The 15,252-nt window shown below is 59.9% G+C and carries 16 protein-coding genes; 10 read left to right on the forward strand and 6 right to left on the reverse strand.

The window, feature by feature from the left end:
* The first annotated feature begins 19 nt into the window (after positions 1-19).
* Positions 20-1,519 (forward strand): lysine--tRNA ligase, encoded by a 1,500-nt coding sequence (gene lysS / locus BS627_RS20520; protein WP_004445220.1) that lies wholly within the window; start codon positions 20-22, stop codon positions 1,517-1,519.
* Positions 1,520-1,694: 175 nt separating this feature from the next.
* On the opposite strand, the gene BS627_RS20525 is transcribed toward lysS, so the two are convergent.
* Positions 1,695-2,624 (reverse strand): hypothetical protein, encoded by a 930-nt coding sequence (locus BS627_RS20525; RefSeq protein WP_245307227.1) that lies wholly within the window; start codon positions 2,622-2,624, stop codon positions 1,695-1,697.
* 284 nt (positions 2,625-2,908) lie between these two features.
* On the opposite strand from BS627_RS20525, the gene BS627_RS20530 reads away from it, so the two are divergent.
* From BS627_RS20530 to BS627_RS20550, 5 genes are all read left to right on the forward strand, one after another.
* Positions 2,909-3,799, forward strand: coding sequence for a metal ABC transporter substrate-binding protein (locus BS627_RS20530; RefSeq protein ID WP_165691337.1), 891 nt, complete (start codon positions 2,909-2,911; stop codon positions 3,797-3,799).
* A complete protein-coding gene (locus tag BS627_RS20535; RefSeq protein WP_165691338.1) occupies positions 3,796-4,701 on the forward strand; it encodes a manganese/iron ABC transporter ATP-binding protein in 906 nt (301 codons plus the stop codon). The genes BS627_RS20530 and BS627_RS20535 overlap by 4 nt, the downstream gene beginning before the upstream one ends.
* Entirely contained in the window at positions 4,682-5,542 is an 861-nt protein-coding gene (locus BS627_RS20540) for a metal ABC transporter permease (protein WP_077985025.1), read from the forward strand. Before BS627_RS20535 ends, BS627_RS20540 begins: the two co-directional genes overlap by 20 nt.
* Entirely contained in the window at positions 5,539-6,393 is an 855-nt protein-coding gene (locus BS627_RS20545; RefSeq protein ID WP_077985026.1) for a metal ABC transporter permease, read from the forward strand. The genes BS627_RS20540 and BS627_RS20545 overlap by 4 nt, the downstream gene beginning before the upstream one ends.
* A gap of 212 nt (positions 6,394-6,605) precedes the next feature.
* Positions 6,606-6,779, forward strand: coding sequence for a DUF1328 domain-containing protein (locus BS627_RS20550; protein ID WP_003499086.1), 174 nt, complete (start codon positions 6,606-6,608; stop codon positions 6,777-6,779).
* Positions 6,780-6,837: 58 nt separating this feature from the next.
* Here the strand turns inward: BS627_RS20550 and BS627_RS20555 are convergent, their stop codons facing one another.
* Positions 6,838-7,569: an SDR family oxidoreductase gene (locus BS627_RS20555; RefSeq protein ID WP_077985027.1), complete on the reverse strand. Its 732-nt coding sequence runs from the start codon at positions 7,567-7,569 to the stop codon at positions 6,838-6,840.
* A 199-nt stretch (positions 7,570-7,768) separates the two neighbouring features.
* On the opposite strand from BS627_RS20555, the gene BS627_RS20560 reads away from it, so the two are divergent.
* Positions 7,769-8,542 carry an IclR family transcriptional regulator gene (locus tag BS627_RS20560; protein ID WP_077985028.1) on the forward strand — a complete coding sequence of 258 codons (774 nt, stop codon included), beginning with the start codon at positions 7,769-7,771 and terminating at the stop codon, positions 8,540-8,542.
* Positions 8,543-8,649: 107 nt separating this feature from the next.
* Here BS627_RS20560 and tal read toward each other — a convergent pair whose 3' ends face one another.
* Complete coding sequence (gene tal / locus BS627_RS20565; RefSeq protein WP_077985029.1) at positions 8,650-9,615, reverse strand: transaldolase; 966 nt, start codon at positions 9,613-9,615, stop codon at positions 8,650-8,652.
* 205 nt (positions 9,616-9,820) lie between these two features.
* Here tal and BS627_RS20570 point away from each other — a divergent pair, with 205 nt between their 5' ends.
* Positions 9,821-10,825: a sugar-binding transcriptional regulator gene (locus BS627_RS20570; protein ID WP_245307229.1), complete on the forward strand. Its 1,005-nt coding sequence runs from the start codon at positions 9,821-9,823 to the stop codon at positions 10,823-10,825.
* Positions 10,826-11,013: 188 nt separating this feature from the next.
* Here BS627_RS20570 and BS627_RS20575 read toward each other — a convergent pair whose 3' ends face one another.
* Together BS627_RS20575 and BS627_RS20580 are read right to left on the reverse strand one after the other, a co-directional pair.
* Positions 11,014-11,886, reverse strand: a complete 873-nt coding sequence (locus BS627_RS20575) for a methylated-DNA--[protein]-cysteine S-methyltransferase (protein ID WP_077985031.1) — start codon at positions 11,884-11,886, stop codon at positions 11,014-11,016.
* Between the two features lie 132 nt (positions 11,887-12,018).
* On the reverse strand, positions 12,019-12,501 hold the full coding sequence (locus tag BS627_RS20580; protein ID WP_077985032.1) for a DUF2244 domain-containing protein: 483 nt from the start codon (positions 12,499-12,501) through the stop codon (positions 12,019-12,021).
* Positions 12,502-12,538: 37 nt separating this feature from the next.
* Between BS627_RS20580 and nth the strand changes: the two genes are divergently transcribed.
* Positions 12,539-13,321, forward strand: coding sequence for an endonuclease III (nth, locus tag BS627_RS20585; protein ID WP_077985033.1), 783 nt, complete (start codon positions 12,539-12,541; stop codon positions 13,319-13,321).
* Here nth and BS627_RS20590 read toward each other — a convergent pair.
* Positions 13,283-14,020 (reverse strand): sulfate transporter family protein, encoded by a 738-nt coding sequence (locus BS627_RS20590; RefSeq protein ID WP_077985300.1) that lies wholly within the window; start codon positions 14,018-14,020, stop codon positions 13,283-13,285. The genes nth and BS627_RS20590 overlap by 39 nt on opposite strands.
* 300 nt (positions 14,021-14,320) lie before the next feature.
* On the opposite strand from BS627_RS20590, the gene BS627_RS20595 reads away from it, so the two are divergent.
* Entirely contained in the window at positions 14,321-15,154 is an 834-nt protein-coding gene (locus BS627_RS20595; RefSeq protein ID WP_077985034.1) for a MurR/RpiR family transcriptional regulator, read from the forward strand.
* Positions 15,155-15,252 lie beyond the last annotated feature (98 nt).

Here is a 15,252-nt window from a genome sequence, read left to right on the forward strand (position 1 = left end):
CCCGCTTAAGGCAAAAAACATGACCGACACCAAGACCGAAACCACCGCCCTTTCCTCCGACGCGACAGAAGTGCGCCGCCAGAAACTTGCGCTGCTGCGCGAGCAGATCGGCGACGTCTATCCGGCGCATTTCCACCGCACGATGAGCAATGCCGAGCTGGCGGAAAAATATGCCGATATCGAAGCCGACGTCGAAACCGGCGATACGGTGACGGTGGCGGGACGCGTTTATTCCTCGCGCAATTCCGGCATGTTCATGGATATCCATGACGCCTCCGGCAAGGTGCAGATTTTCTCTCACAAGGATACGACGCCGGAAGCGGCTCGCAACCTGCTGCCGATGATCGATATCGGCGACATCATCGGCGTAACCGGCAAGGTGCGCCGCACCAAGCGCGGCGAACTGACGATCAACGCCGAAGAAATCACCATGCTGACCAAGTCGCTGCTGCCGATGCCGGAGAAGTGGCACGGCGTCTCCGACATCGAGCTGCGTTACCGCAAGCGCCACCTCGACATCCTCTCTAACGAGGAATCCAAGCTGCGCTTCCTTCAGCGGTCGAAGATTCTCTCCGGCATCCGCCGTTTCATGGAAGCCGAAGGTTTCCTCGAAGTCGAGACGCCGATGTTGCAGACCGTTTATGGCGGTGCGACGGCTGATCCGTTCAAGACCTTCCACAACACGCTGAAGATGGACATGTATCTGCGCATTGCGCCGGAACTGTTCCTGAAGCGCACGCTGGTATCGGGCCTTTCCGACAAGGTGTTCGAAATCAACCGCAACTTCCGCAATGAAGGCGTCTCCACCCGGCACAATCCTGAATTCACCATGATGGAGTGCTATTGGGCCTATGCCGACTACGAAGACATCATGGGTCTCGTTGAGCGGCTGTTCGAGACGCTCGCGATCTCGCTGCATGGCACCACCGAGGTGGAATTCCAGGGCCAGACGATCTCCTTCAAGGGTCCGTTCAAGCGCGTTCCCATGCCCGATGCGGTGAAGGAAGCGACGGGCATCGACTTCCTCGCCATCAAGACCGACGAAGAAGCCCGCGCTGCCGCCAAGGCTGCCGGTTTCGCCGTCGAGAAGGACTGGACCTGGGGCGAATGCCTTGCTTTCATCTTTGAAGAAAAGGTCGAAGGTACGCTGATCCAGCCGAGCCACGTCACCCATTTCCCGAAGGACATCTCGCCCTTCGCCAAGGAAGTACCGGGCGAACCGCGCCTTGTCGAGCGTTTTGAGAGCTATTGCAACGCCTGGGAAGTGGGCAATGCATTCTCGGAACTCAACGATCCCGAAGAGCAGCGCCGCCGCATGGTGGAGCAGCTGGAGCAGGCCCATGCCCGCGGCGAAAAGGACAAGCAGCTGGACGACGAGTTCCTTGACGCCATCGACCAGGGCATGCCCCCCGCCGGCGGCCTCGGCATCGGTGTCGATCGCCTGATCATGCTGCTCACCAACGCCCCGTCGATCCGCGACGTCATCCTATTCCCTGCCCGCCGCAACAAGGCGGATTGAGGGGATAAAGCCAGGCGGCCGAAAAGCCGCCTGCTTCAAATGAGAGTCTTATGCCGTTTCGATCAATTTAAACCGGACCGCGGTGGGACAGGCCCGACAATGACGGTCGAGTATAACGGACCAAGAGAGCAAGACAGCCTGGATGTCAAACAACATCCCATCGCGGCCGCTATCTTTAATGCCCCGGGGTCCCCACACCCGGCTCTTCCGCAGCGACATTCTCATTCGCTGCTGCCTTCTCCTCCGCCGCCTGCGCGGTCGTCGAGCCCTTTCCGAAGATCAGTGATTTCAGATAGGACAGGCTGAAGACGCTGCCGCCGCTGGCTTCCGGCGTCGAGGTCAGAAGTTCGTCGGCAGCCGGTTCGCCATGCGCTTCGGGAGACGGAGTTTCACCGTGGGGTTCGGGTGTCGTTTCGTCATGACCAGGCTCTTTCGGCGCAGCACCATGTTCCCCGCCGGCCTCACCCTTGCCTTCGCCGTGAGCTGTGGTGGACTTGGTTTCGTGGCCGCCCGCTTCCGGCTCCGTGGCGGGCGTCGCGCAATCAGCCAAATCGCTGAGGCTTGCCGCCAGCGCCTCGGTATCTTCGAGCGGCAGATCGATGCGCAGGCCGTAAAACTGGCCGCTGCCATTCGCCGCGCCGTCATAATAGAAGGCGGAATAACGATGGGCATCCGCGCCTTCGGGAATCTTTGCCGGATCGGGAATGAAGACCACCTGCGCGGCAATGGCGCGGCCGCGCATTTCCGAACGCAGTTGCGGACCGTTCTGGTCCAGCACGGAAACCTGCACCAGATCGGGTTTCTGCTTGTCGTAAACCGCCCTTGCGACACGAAGCGCCGTCTTCAGCCGCTCTGCGCCGTCACCGCCCTGGGTGCGAATGAATTTGCGGACCCATAGGGAACCGTTCTTGCGGATATTGACCGTCTGGACCGCGTCGCAGGAAAGCCCGTTGGTAGAAGCGTAGGATGGACCGAGCAGCCGCTCGCTGCCGATAAAAACGGCAGCAGAGCCGGTCGCACCCGCCAAAAGCAGGATCCCGCCTCCAATCATAACGAGCTTGCGCGAAAACCGCATTCGTCCGAATACAGCTTTCACCCGCAACATCCTGACATCAAGTACCCCGTCTTACGCCCTCACCCCGAAACGTGGCTCGAAGAATGAGGAACACACGCGGGACGAGCTCCGGACCACGCTGTCCGAGCCTCGCGATAGTGCCGCTTTCTCATTGAAAAAAGTTTAATCCCATAGGCACAAGACCGGCAAAAACGCGCCAATTTCGGACATTTGCGAAATGCACTAATTTGCGAATGATTTGCAATAGCGTTGACAAGCGTGATTTTATAACAGATGGTATTGCGAATTAATCGCAACAAAATCTGGTGAGCCCCGTGAACTTCCATAAAATCCGCCACGCCATTTTCGCTTTTTCGCTTTTCCTTCCCGGTGCTGCCCTCGCTCAGGAAAAACCGACCGTCGTGACGACCTTCACCATCATCGCCGACATGGCGCGCAATGTGGCGGGCGATGCGGCCGAGGTGGAAAGCATCACCAAGCCGGGCGCTGAAATTCACAACTACCAGCCGACGCCGCGCGATATTCTCAAAGCCCGCAAGGCTGATCTGGTGCTTCGCAACGGCCTCAATCTGGAATTGTGGTTCGAAAAGTTCCTGGCCAACCTCTCCGGCGTGCCGAGCGTGACGGTGAGCGAAGGCGTGGAGCCCATGGCCATCAGCGGCGGGGCGTACCAGGGAAAACCCAATCCGCACGCCTGGATGTCCCCCGATAACGCCTTGATCTACGTGGAAAATATCCGCAAGGGCCTGACGGATATCGACCCTGCCCATGCGGATGTCTATGCCGCCAATGCCAAGGCCTATTCGGACAAGATCAGAGCCACCGTGCAGCCGATCCGCGACACGCTTTCCGTTCTGCCTGAAAACAAGCGCTGGTTGGTGACGAGCGAAGGCGCGTTTTCCTATCTCGCCCGCGATTTCGGCCTGAAGGAACTGTTCCTGTGGCCGGTCAATGCCGACAGCCAGGGCACACCGCAGCAGGTGCGCGGCGTGATCGACGCCATGCGCGAGCACAATATCCACGTCATCTTCAGCGAAAGCACGGTTTCCGCCGATCCCGCCCAGCAGGTGGCAAAGGAAACCGGCGCAGCCTATGGCGGCATCCTCTATGTGGACTCGCTGAGCGAGGCGGACGGTCCGGTTCCGACCTATCTGGACCTTCTGCGCGTCACCAGCGAAACAATCGCCAAGGGGCTGTCTTCATGAGAATGGGCAGTAAAAAAGCAGGCGGCCTGACGGTTCAAAATGCGACAGTGACCTATCGAAACGGCCACACCGCATTAAGAAATGCCAGCTTTTCCATCCCCCGCGGAACGATCACTGCACTTGTCGGCGTCAATGGCGCCGGCAAGTCCACGATTTTCAAGGCGATCATGGGTTTCGTGCCTTTGGCCGCCGGTTCCGTCTCGATCTTCGACCTGCCGGTGAAGGAAGCGCTCAGAAAAAACCTTGTCGCTTATGTGCCACAGGCCGAGGAGGTGGACTGGAGTTTTCCGGTGTTGGTCGAGGATGTGGTGATGATGGGCCGTTATGGCCACATGAATTTCCTGCGCATCCCGTCGAAACGCGACCACCAGATGGTCGAGGAAGCGCTGAAACGCGTCAACATGCTCGATTATCGCAAGCGCCAGATCGGCGAACTATCCGGCGGGCAGAAGAAGCGGGTGTTTCTCGCCCGCGCGCTTGCGCAGGAGGGTCAGGTGATCCTGCTGGATGAGCCGTTCACCGGTGTCGATGTGACGACGGAAGAGCAGATCGTCGCGCTTCTGAAAGCGCTGCGTGACGAAGGCCGGGTCATGCTGGTTTCCACCCATAATCTCGGCAGCGTGCCGGAATTCTGTGACCGCGCGGTCTTCGTCAAGGGCACGGTGCTGGCATCGGGCAAGACGGCGGACACCTTCAACGAGGAGAACCTGCAAAAGGCCTTCGGCGGCAGCCTGCGCCACTTCGTGCTTGGCGGGGCCGACCTGCATGACGACGCCGATCCTCGCCGGGTGAAGGTCATCACCGATGACGAGCGGCCCTTCGTGATCTATGGCAAGAACGGCCAGAACGGGCGCGATCCTGAGGCTCCGAAAGAAAAAGTCGATGATAAACAGCCTTCTTGAGCCTTTCACTTATGGTTATATGCTGAACGCCATCTGGGTCAGCGCACTGGTGGGCGGAGTCTGCGGCTTTCTCTCCGCCTATCTGATGCTGAAGGGCTGGTCGCTGATCGGCGATGCTCTTTCCCATGCCATCGTTCCCGGTGTTGCGGGCGCCTATATGCTCGGCCTGCCCTTTTCGCTCGGTGCTTTTCTTTCCGGCGGGCTTGCAGCCGGTTCCATGCTGTTCCTGAACCAGAAGACGCGACTGAAGGAAGACGCCATCATCGGGCTGATCTTCACCTCGTTTTTCGGGCTTGGCCTGTTCATGGTGTCGCTCTCGCCCACCTCGGTGAATATACAGACCATCGTGCTCGGCAATATTCTGGCGATCACCGCCGAAGACACCATTCAGCTGGCGCTGATCGGCGGCATCAGCCTCATCGTGCTGGCGCTGAAATGGCGTGACTTCATGGTGGTGTTCTTTGATGAGAACCATGCCCGCACCGTGGGGCTGAAACCGGAAGTGCTGAAGGTGATCTTCTTCACCCTGCTGGCCGCATCGACGGTTGCCGCCCTGCAGACGGTCGGGGCTTTCCTCGTCGTTGCCATGGTGGTGACGCCGGGCGCCACCGCCTATCTCTTGACCGACCGTTTCGAGCGGCTGATCCTGATGAGCCTCATCATCGGCGCGGCCACCAGCTTCGTCGGCGCCTATCTCAGCTATTTCCTCGATGGCGCGACGGGCGGTGTCATCGTCGTGCTGCAGACGGCGATCTTCCTTGCCGCCTTCGTTTTTGCGCCAAAGCACGGCCTGCTCGCATCCCGCGCCAAGGCCCGCAAGGCACTGGAGGAAACGCCATGAGCGACACTCTCGAACTCGCCATCCTGCCGTTTCAGCTGCCCTTCATGCAATATGCCTTCGTCATTACACTCATGATCGCCGTGCCAATGGCGATGCTCTCCTGTTTTCTGGTGCTGAAGGGCTGGTCGCTGATGGGGGATGCGGTTTCCCATGCCGTGCTGCCCGGCGTGGTGGTGGCCTATATCGTTGGCATACCGCTCTCCATCGGTGCTTTCATCGCCGGCATGATCTGCGCGCTCGGCACGGGTTTCATCAAGGAAAACAGCCGCATCAAGGAAGATACGGTGCTCGGCATCGTCTTCTCGGGAATGTTCGGTCTGGGGCTGGTGCTTTATGTGAAGGTGCAGAGCGATGTCCATCTCGATCATATCCTCTTCGGCGACATGCTCGGCATTGCGCCATCAGACATGTTGGAAACAGGGGTGATCGCACTTTTCGCCACGCTGTTCCTCGGCATCCTGCGCAAGGACCTGTTGGTCAACGCCTTCGATGCGCAGCACGCCAAAGCCATCGGCCTGCCGGTGCGCCTGCTGCATTATGGTCTGCTGATGGTGTTATCGCTGACCGTCGTCGGTGCATTGAAGGCGGTGGGCATCATTCTCTCAGTCGCCATGCTGGTCGCGCCGGGCGCAATCGCCTTCCTGCTGACCCGGCGTTTTTCCGCCATGCTGCTGGTGGCGATTACGGTAGCGGTCGCCTCATCGCTTTCGGGCATATGGCTAAGTTTCCTGATCGACAGTGCGCCGGCTCCGACCATCGTCATGTTCATGAGCCTTGCTTTCGTTGCCACCTTCATCCGCACCACCTGGAAGGCCCGGCGGATCGATGCTGCGGGAGAGACAGGCTTCTAGAGCATCTCCGGTGAAAGCCGGTTCACCTGAAATGCTCTTTCTCTTTGCTTTTGTGCAGTCCGAACGCAAAACCGCTAACGCACTTTTGCTGGACATGCTCGAGAACAACGATTTTTGCGGGCGTGTGGAACATTTCCGCCTTTTGCGCGTCATTTTACTGAGCCAGTCGCGGGGCGTCAGGCTCGGGAAAATTATGCAAAAGGGGAAGCACCATGCTGAAGTGGGCTCTTATTTTCTTCGTGATTTCTTTGATCGCAGGCGTATTCGGCTTTACCGGAATTTCGGCGGCCGCAGCGGGCGTGGCCCGCATTCTGTTCTTCATCGCCGTGGTGATCTTCCTGGTCTTCCTCGTGCTTGCACTGATGGCCGGAAGCGCGGTCGTCTGAATGAAAAAAGGCGACCCGGTTTTATGCCGGTCGCCTTTTCTCTTTCCAGTAAAGATAATCAGCCCGTCCAGCCGCCATCGATCACATGAATCTGGCCGGTGGTGAAACCAGCCTCGTCCGACGCGAGATAGGTAACAAGTGCGGCGATTTCTTCCGGCGTGGCGATACGGCCCATCGGCTGGCGGGCGATGAAATCGGCCAGCGCCTGTTCGTAGTTGCCAGTGGCGCGCAGGCGGTCATGCAAGGACGGGCTGTCGACGGTGCCGGGGCAAATGGCGTTGCAGCGAATGCCCTTGGTGACGAAATCGGCGGCGATGGCCTTGGTGAGACCCACGACGGCCGCCTTGGAAGCGGTATAGGCGAAACGGTTGGGCACGCCCTTCACGCTTGAAGCAACCGACGACATGTTGACGATCGCGCCCTTGCCCTTTTCCAGCATGCCGGGCAGGAAGGCGCGGCAAGTGCGGTACATGGCCTTGGCATTGAGATCGAAGGAGAAATCCCAGTCCTTTTCTTCACAATCGAGAATCGTGCCGGAATGCACGAAGCCGGCGCAGTTGAACAGCACATCCGCATGGCCGATATCCGCGGCGAAATCCTTGACGCCATCACCATCAAGCACGTTCAGAACCCGGGTTTCCGCACCTTTAAGGGTGGAAAGCGCCTGCTCGTTGATATCGGTGGCGATGACGCGCGCGCCGAGCGATGTGAAGCGCTCCGCCGTCGCCCGGCCGATACCCTGACCGGCGGCGGTGATCACCACTGTCCGGCCGTTAAAATCCTGCACCATGAATAGCCTCCCGCTAAGGCGCGCCCATCCGCCGTGGACTGGAACGCTGAATTTGAATGATCTCAAATATGGATCGACAATTCATATGTAAACGCGGTATTCATATGGCGTCAAGCAAACTTGCGCGGATGCGGGGTATCGGGCAACCATATTTTAACGTACCCCGCGGGGCGCACACACAAACCATCATCGAGGCCAGATGACCGACGAAGACAGCGAAAGATATCGCGCTCCCGCCCTCGACAAGGGGCTAGACATTCTCGAACTTCTGGCCCGCACCGATGGCGGGCTGACGCAGATCGAGATCGCCAAGTCTATCGGTAAAAGCCCGAACGAGCTTTATCGCATGCTGGACCGGCTGGTGCGCCGCGGCTACGTACAGCGGCTTGACGGCGACCGGTTCTCGCTTACGCTGAAGATGTTCGGGCTCGCCCATTTCCATGCACCGATACGCCGGCTGGTCTCTTTCGCCGCACCCGTCATGCGCGATTTTTCGGCGAGCGCCGAGCAGGCCTGTCATCTGGCCGTTTATGACCGCGGCAGCGTCGTCGTCATCGCCCAGCAGGAATCCGCCACCTACTGGGCCATGTCCATGCGGGTCGGCGCGCAGATGAGCCTGTTCCACACCGGTTCCGGCCATGTGCTTCTGGCCTTCCAGACAGAGGCGCAGCGCCAGATCATGATAACCGAACAGGTGCGCGGCAGCGGCGAAACCGTGCCGCCGGACCTCGCCGGGCGGCTGGCGGAGGTGCGCAAAAACGGTTTCGAATCCATGGACAGCCTTCAGACCGCCGGCGTGCGCAATATTTCCGCACCGGTGCTGACGCTGGACGGGACGGCGCTCGCCGTCATCACCTGCCCCTATATCACGCCGCTCGGCGGCAAGGCCCCGACACGCGAGGCCTGTGAAGCGCTGATCTGCGAGGCGGCAAAACGGATTTCCGAAGTGGCTACCGGAAATGGAAACTCCTGAAACCCACAAAAAAACGCGACCGGCAGGGACCCGATCGCGCTTTGAGTGACTGGAGATTTATATCTCTTAAACGTCAGGGGAACGTGGATGGTTCCCCCCTTTTTGTATCAGGCCGCAGCCAGCGTCAGTTCCTTGCGGACCATTTCGCGCAGCGTCACCAGATCCTTGGCGAACAGGCGGATGCCTTCCGAGAGCTTCTCGGTGGCCATCGCATCTTCGTTGAGCGCCCAGCGGAATGCCTTCTCGTCGAGCGACTGTAGCGGCTCTGCCTTGACGTCGTCAGCCGAAAGCTTGCGCTCCAGCTTGCCGCTGTCCTTGTCCAACTCTTCCAGCAGCGCCGGGCTGATCGTCAGGCGGTCGCAACCGGCCAGCGCCTCGATTTCGCCGACATTGCGGAAGGAAGCGCCCATGACAACGGTGCCGATGCCATTGGCCTTGTAATAATTGTAGATGCTGCGCACGGAAACGACACCCGGATCGGTCTCGGCGGTGTAGGTCTCGCCGGTCGACTTCTTGTACCAGTCCAGGATACGGCCAACGAAGGGTGAGATGAGGAAAGCCTTGGCTTCGGCGCAGGCAATCGCCTGGGCCTGCGAGAACAGCAGCGTCAGATTGCAGTCGATGCCTTCGGACTGGAGAACCTCGGCAGCCTTGATGCCTTCCCAGGTGGAGGCGAGCTTGATGAGGATGCGTTCACGCTCGATGCCGCGCTCCTTATAGGCCGCGATGATGTGGCGCGCCTTGGTGATGGAGGCTTCCGTATCAAAGGAAAGGTCGGCATCGACTTCGGTCGAAACGCGGCCCGGAACGAGGCCGGCAAGGGCCGCGCCCACCGAAATGGCAAGGCGGTCGGCAACGGCTGCAACCACGGCGTCAGACTGGCCGCCCTGCTTCTTGCCCCATGCCACGGCTTCCTTCACCGCGTCGGCGAAGGCTGGCGTGCCAAGCGCTTTGAGAACGATGGTCGGGTTGGTGGTGCAATCCACCGGCTTCAGGCGCGCTACAGCCTCGATGTCACCAGTATCGGCAACAACAGTGGTGATGGCGCGCAGTTGTTCGAGTTTGGACGTCATGGCGAATGATCCTTCATGATCTCTGGTAAACTTGCTCAGCCGTCATTTCGTTCCCGCACCATGGGTGCGCCCAAGGCCGAAATCGCGGTTTGTCCGGCTCCGACTATCGCAAGCGGCGCGGTCGAAAGTCAAGACATTTGCGCATCGCAATTGACATAAGTTTCACGCCTGCGATACTCCGCAAACATAAAGAATGGCGGAAACCGTGGCAAAACTGAGAAGAGAAACCCATACGGCCTATTCGGAAGCGGCGTCTCTGCGGCTGCGCGCCGCATGGCTCTATTATAATCAGGGCATGACGCAAAAGGATGTCGCCGAAAAACTGGGTATCAGCCGCTCCACCGTCATCCGCCTGCTCGATGAAGCGATGAAGCGCTCCGAAGTGCAGATATGGATCAATGAAGGGATCGAGGATTTCGTCTCGCTGGCCGGCCAGCTGGAGGCAGCCTACGGGCTGGACGAGGCCGTCATCATCCCTTCGCCCGACCCGTCTCCCGCCGGCCCATCTGCCACCAGCAAGACAAGCGCGGAAGGCACCGCCAAGGCCGTCGGCCTCGCACTCGGGCAATTCCTCTCCGAAGCGGTGCCGAACGGCGCCACCATCGGCGTCGGCTGGGGCCGCACCATGACCGCCTCGCTCTCCAGCTTTCGCCCGCCGCGGCGGGAAAACTGCAAGGTCGTCTCCCTGCTGGGCGGTATCGTCGCCGTGCACCAGACCAATCCGCTCGATTACACCTGGCGGCTGGCAAGCGCGCTTGGGGCGGAATGTTACATGTTCCTCGCGCCGCTTTTGGTGGATTCGGTCGAGACCAAGCGGGCGCTGATCGAAAAATGCGGGCTCGCCACCCTTTACGATCTCGCCGAAACGCTCGATCTCGCCATCGTCTCCTGCGGCGATATCGGTCCGCATTCGACCTCTTTGTCGGAAGGTTTCATTTCCAAGGCGACGCTTCAAGAACTCATCGACGCCGGCTGCGTCTGCGACACCATGTTCAATTTCATCGACGCCGAGGGCCGCTCGGTCGATCACCCGATCAACCAGCGCGCCATGGCAATCGATCTCGACACGCTGCGCAAGGCCAAACATATCGTACTCGCCTCCGGCGGTGCCCACCGCGCCATCGCAATCCGCGCCACCATCAAGCGTATCGGGTGCAATACGCTGATAACAGACGAGGCGGCGGCACGAGCGTTGATGGAGCTGGTTTAGGTGTTGTCGGGCCATTCACGGTCAATATTCGCCCCGCATCATCCTCGCCCTTGAGGCGAGGATCCACAAGCGGCTTGGTCGTGGATCCTCGGGTCAAGCCCGAGGATGACGTCGCGTATGAAGGGTCCGTGCAATATGCGCCCAGATTAAATGGATCTAAGTCAGATCGGCAAAGATAATCAACCCAATCACACCTTCCCCGTTTCCCAGCCGAGCATCGCCCGCTTGCGGGTCAGGCCCCAGTGATACCCCGTCAGCGCCCCGCTTTTACCGACGGCGCGATGGCAGGGAACGACGAAGGACACCGGGTTGGCGCCGACCGCCGCACCCACGGCACGCGACGCGGTGGGCTGGCCGATATCGCAGGCGATGTGCGAATAGGTAACCGCGCGGCCCATTGGGATCTTCAGGAGGCTTTCCCATACACGCACCTGAAAATCCGTGCCGAGCAGCACGACGCGCAGCGGCCTGTCCGCCGACCACATGGACGGATCGAAGATGCGCGCGGCGTAGGGCGCGGTCGCTTCGCGATCCTCGACATAGCCCGCATTCGGCCAGCGGCCGGCCATGTCCTCGAAACAGGCCCTTTCCTCACCCGGATCGGCAAAGGCGCAACCGGCAAGGCCACGATCTGTCACCATGACCAGCGCAAGGCCGAAGGGCGAGGTGTGGAAACCGTAACGGATCGTCAGCCCACCGCCCTTCGCCTTCCATTCGCCGGGCGACATGGCCTCATGGGTGACGAACAGATCGTGCAGCCGTCCCGGCCCCGACATGCCGACCTCGATCGAGGTTTCCAAGAGCGGCAAATCCTCCTCGCGCAACAGCCGCTTGGCATGATCGAGCGTTACGGCCTGCAGGAAGGCCTTGGGCGAAAGGCCGGCCCAGCGAGTGAAGGTCTTCTGCAATTGCGTCGGCGACTGGCCGAGCTCTGCGGCAATGGCTTCGAGGGAGGGCTGCTCGCGATAATCCAGCGTCAAAAGCTCGATAACCCCGCGCACCGTGTCGTAGTCGGATCCGATGGGGGTAATGTCTTCGTTCAACGTAATATTGGCGTTCATCGCAAATCTCCTAGCGCTTGACAGGAAACCATCAAAGCGTGTCGGCCTCCACCCGTTTCTTGCGCCGTACTCAGTTTCTATCGAGATACCAGCCTCGAGCCGATAGGACGAGTTGTAAGCGGAATTATCCGCTCACATCCGCCGCCGCACAGTCGCCAACGCACCGCCGAAAGCCTTGGCGAAGCTTTCACGGTCATCGGGATTGAGAAACGAACCAATATCGGTCGCCCGGCCTTCACCCGTCACATGCATGGAGACGATGCCGATCTCGTCATGCCGCCTGACCCTGAAGCGCGCCCAGAAGGGATTGAAGCGATGCTCCACTATACGCCCAGCCGGCGAAAATTTGCGGATCGACAGGCTGGTGCGCGAAACGCTGACCTCTTCCCGTGCCTTCGCAGCCCGGTAATTGGCGCGGAAGGCGGCATAAAGCAGCAGAAAATCCAGTCCGAAGAACAGGCCGACGGGCCATGCCCCGGTGGCGAGGAAAAAGCCGCCATAGACAAGGCAGGCCAGACCGGAGAAAAGCAGGAGCAGCCGGAAACCCCTTCTGCCAAGCGAACGGTGCGGAACGAGTTCCGCCGCGAAAATCGGCTGGTCGTTGAGCGTATCCACGTTGCTTTCCTTTGGGCGGGCTGGCTATAGATAGTCCATGACAATCGCCAAAAAACGATCCAGCACCCAAACATCGAAAAAGTCAAATCCGGCATCCGTCCGCAAGCCGGCGCGGGTGAAAACGGTCTATTCAAAGGATGAGCTGACCGAAATCTTCCGCCGTTTTTCCATTCAGCGGCCGGAGCCGAAAGGCGAGCTGGAACATACCAATCCCTTCACCCTGCTGGTGGCCGTGGCGCTTTCCGCACAGGCGACCGATGTGGGCGTGAACCGGGCCACACGCGCTCTGTTCAAGGTGGCCGATACCCCGGAAAAGATGCTGGCGCTCGGCGAGGAAGAACTGATCAGCCATATCAAGACCATCGGGCTTTACCGCAACAAGGCGAAAAACGTTATCGCCCTGTCGCACATGCTGATCGACAATTTCGGCGGCGAGGTGCCGAAAACCCGCGAGGAGCTGGTGACCCTGCCGGGCGTTGGCCGCAAGACGGCCAATGTGGTGATGTCGATGGCCTTCGGCGTGCCCACGCTTGCGGTGGATACCCACGTCTTCCGCATCGCCAACCGGCTCTGTCTTGCGCCGGGCAAAACCCCTGACGAGGTTGAAGACCGGCTGATCCGCATCATTCCCGAGCAATATCTGTTCCATGCCCATCGCTGGCTGATCCTGCACGGGCGTTATTGCTGCAAGGCGCGCAAGCCGGAATGCGAGCGCTGCGTGATCGCCGATATCTGCAAGTCGCCGGAAAAGACCTTCGATATTCCAGCACCGCTGGTGGAGTTACCCGCGCAGTTGTTCGGTGCGGCCGGCGGCGAATGAGGGGTCGCGTCGGCTGACGGCCTTGTGCAGATGTACCATCATCGAGGCGGCAAAAAGCGGCGTCAGCAGATTGAGGAACGGCACCGCCAGAAAGGCCGCTATCACCAGCCCGGCCATGAAGACGGTGGCGCGGTGTTTTGAGCGAAACAACCTCGCTTCGGCGGGCGAGCGGAAACGCATCGCCGCGAACTCGAAGAATTCCCGTCCGAGCAGGTAGCCGTTCACCAGGAAAAACGCGATGAGATTGATACCCGGCACCAGAAGCAGCAACAGCGCGACAAGGTTGCCGACAATAACGACACCGAAGAACTTGATGGACGACAGAACGGCCTCGCCGACCGGCATCGCGTTGCCCGGCGGATCGTTCGGATAGTTCTTTTTCTCAACCACTTCGGCGACATCGTCGAGAAACAGGCCGGCAATGACGGCGGTGACCGGCGAAATGAGCAGCGCGAGCGCCAGCGCCAGCCCGATACCCGCGAAAATGGCGAAAACGAAGGTCAGCCAGCCCGCCCAGTCCGGCACGCCGGGGATCAACGCATCCACCCACGGCAAGGCGAAATAAATGAAGATCGAGCGGATGGCGAACCACAGCGCCGCAAGCACGAGAAGCGTGAGCCCCAGAACCTTCCAGAATACCGACCGGGTTTCGGCGGCAAAGAGATTGTGGAAGGCAAGCCTCGCCGCATCAAAAATCATCTGGAACTCCTCGACGCCTTTGGCGCTGAAACACACTTACCAAAACGAGAGATAGGCGCTGCCCATCCGCTCTGCAAGACGGACGGAAAGATGCCAAATGCCCGGATCTAAACCGCAGATGGAATTTCTCTTGAATAAAAGGTATCTCTAAAATATAATAATACACCTATTACATTTCGCATTCCGGTCCGGTGGAGGACAAGGCCGGGAAGACCTATCCCCCACCGTCAAGTCGCGGTTCGCACGCTCGTTTGCGCGCGCGCATGCATCATCGTTCAATAAAGATAAAAGAATGAGGCGTTGGTGGAAAAGCTGCTGTTGAACCTTACGCGTGCCATGAAGGCAGGCACCCCTTCGGAGCGCAAGATCGCCAAATATCTGATCGAACATCTGGACGAATTGCCGTTCGAGACGGCGCAGACGCTGGCCGCCAAGCTCAGCCTCAGTCCGATGACGGTCGGCCGTTTCCTGCGCTCGCTGGGATACCGGCAATTCAGCGATATCCGCGCCGATCTGCGCCATGCCGAAGAAACGGCCAGCACGGAGCTGCCGGCCATGGGCGAGAGCGGCGAACGCCATTCCAGCCCGTTTTCACAGCTTCTGTCGCAGCAGATCCAGGCCATCCAGACGGCCTTCGACATGACCACCCAATCGATCTGGCGGATCGCCATGAACGAGATCGCCACGGCCGGCGATGTTTTTCTGGCAACCTCTCCGGAAGGTCTCGATGCCGGACGTCATTTCTACGGGCGGCTTCTGGAGAGCCGGGGCCATATCCATTATCTCGGCAGCGACAGCGCGGCCTATGTCGCCCTGTGGGATTTCGACCCCGCGCGATCGCTGCTCGTCATCATGGATTGCGGCGGCGCCCCGTCGCCGCTGCAACGCTTGTCGGCAATGGCGCGCAAGAGCGGCTACAGGACATTGCTGATCACCACACGCTTTTATGAATGGGGACCGGAAAGCGCCGATCTCTGTCTTGCCATGCCGCAGGCGCAAAATGGCGGCCAGGGCCTGCTGCAACTGGTCTCCCTGCTGGAATTCACCCTTTGTGCGCTCAGCGCCAGCGCCGATGACAGCAACAGGGCAAGGGCAAAAAACCTCACCGTCCTGAAACGCTCGCTGCGCGGTTGATTGCGGCTAACAGCAGCGGCGGCATATGGATCGAGCGGTTGCCGCGCGTTTCTTCTCCCCGCGGGGGAGACGTCCGCGGCAGCGGGATTAGGGGGCGA

It is taken from the genome of Agrobacterium salinitolerans (genome assembly GCF_002008225.1).
GTDB classification, from domain to species: Bacteria; Pseudomonadota; Alphaproteobacteria; order Rhizobiales; family Rhizobiaceae; genus Agrobacterium; species Agrobacterium salinitolerans.

Excerpts from the sequence above, each read along its gene's own strand:
- lysS (WP_004445220.1), top strand. The coding sequence starts at position 20 with ATGACCGACACCAAGACCGAAACCACCGCCCTTTCCTCCGACGCGACA.
- BS627_RS20525 (WP_245307227.1), bottom strand. The coding sequence starts at position 2,624 with ATGTTGCGGGTGAAAGCTGTATTCGGACGAATGCGGTTTTCGCGCAAG.
- BS627_RS20535 (WP_165691338.1), top strand. The coding sequence starts at position 3,796 with ATGAGAATGGGCAGTAAAAAAGCAGGCGGCCTGACGGTTCAAAATGCG.
- BS627_RS20540 (WP_077985025.1), top strand. The coding sequence starts at position 4,682 with ATGATAAACAGCCTTCTTGAGCCTTTCACTTATGGTTATATGCTGAAC.
- BS627_RS20545 (WP_077985026.1), top strand. The coding sequence starts at position 5,539 with ATGAGCGACACTCTCGAACTCGCCATCCTGCCGTTTCAGCTGCCCTTC.
- BS627_RS20550 (WP_003499086.1), top strand. The coding sequence starts at position 6,606 with ATGCTGAAGTGGGCTCTTATTTTCTTCGTGATTTCTTTGATCGCAGGC.
- BS627_RS20555 (WP_077985027.1), bottom strand. The coding sequence starts at position 7,569 with ATGGTGCAGGATTTTAACGGCCGGACAGTGGTGATCACCGCCGCCGGT.
- BS627_RS20560 (WP_077985028.1), top strand. The coding sequence starts at position 7,769 with ATGACCGACGAAGACAGCGAAAGATATCGCGCTCCCGCCCTCGACAAG.
- tal (WP_077985029.1), bottom strand. The coding sequence starts at position 9,615 with ATGACGTCCAAACTCGAACAACTGCGCGCCATCACCACTGTTGTTGCC.
- BS627_RS20575 (WP_077985031.1), bottom strand. The coding sequence starts at position 11,886 with ATGAACGCCAATATTACGTTGAACGAAGACATTACCCCCATCGGATCC.
- nth (WP_077985033.1), top strand. The coding sequence starts at position 12,539 with ATGACAATCGCCAAAAAACGATCCAGCACCCAAACATCGAAAAAGTCA.
- BS627_RS20590 (WP_077985300.1), bottom strand. The coding sequence starts at position 14,020 with ATGATTTTTGATGCGGCGAGGCTTGCCTTCCACAATCTCTTTGCCGCC.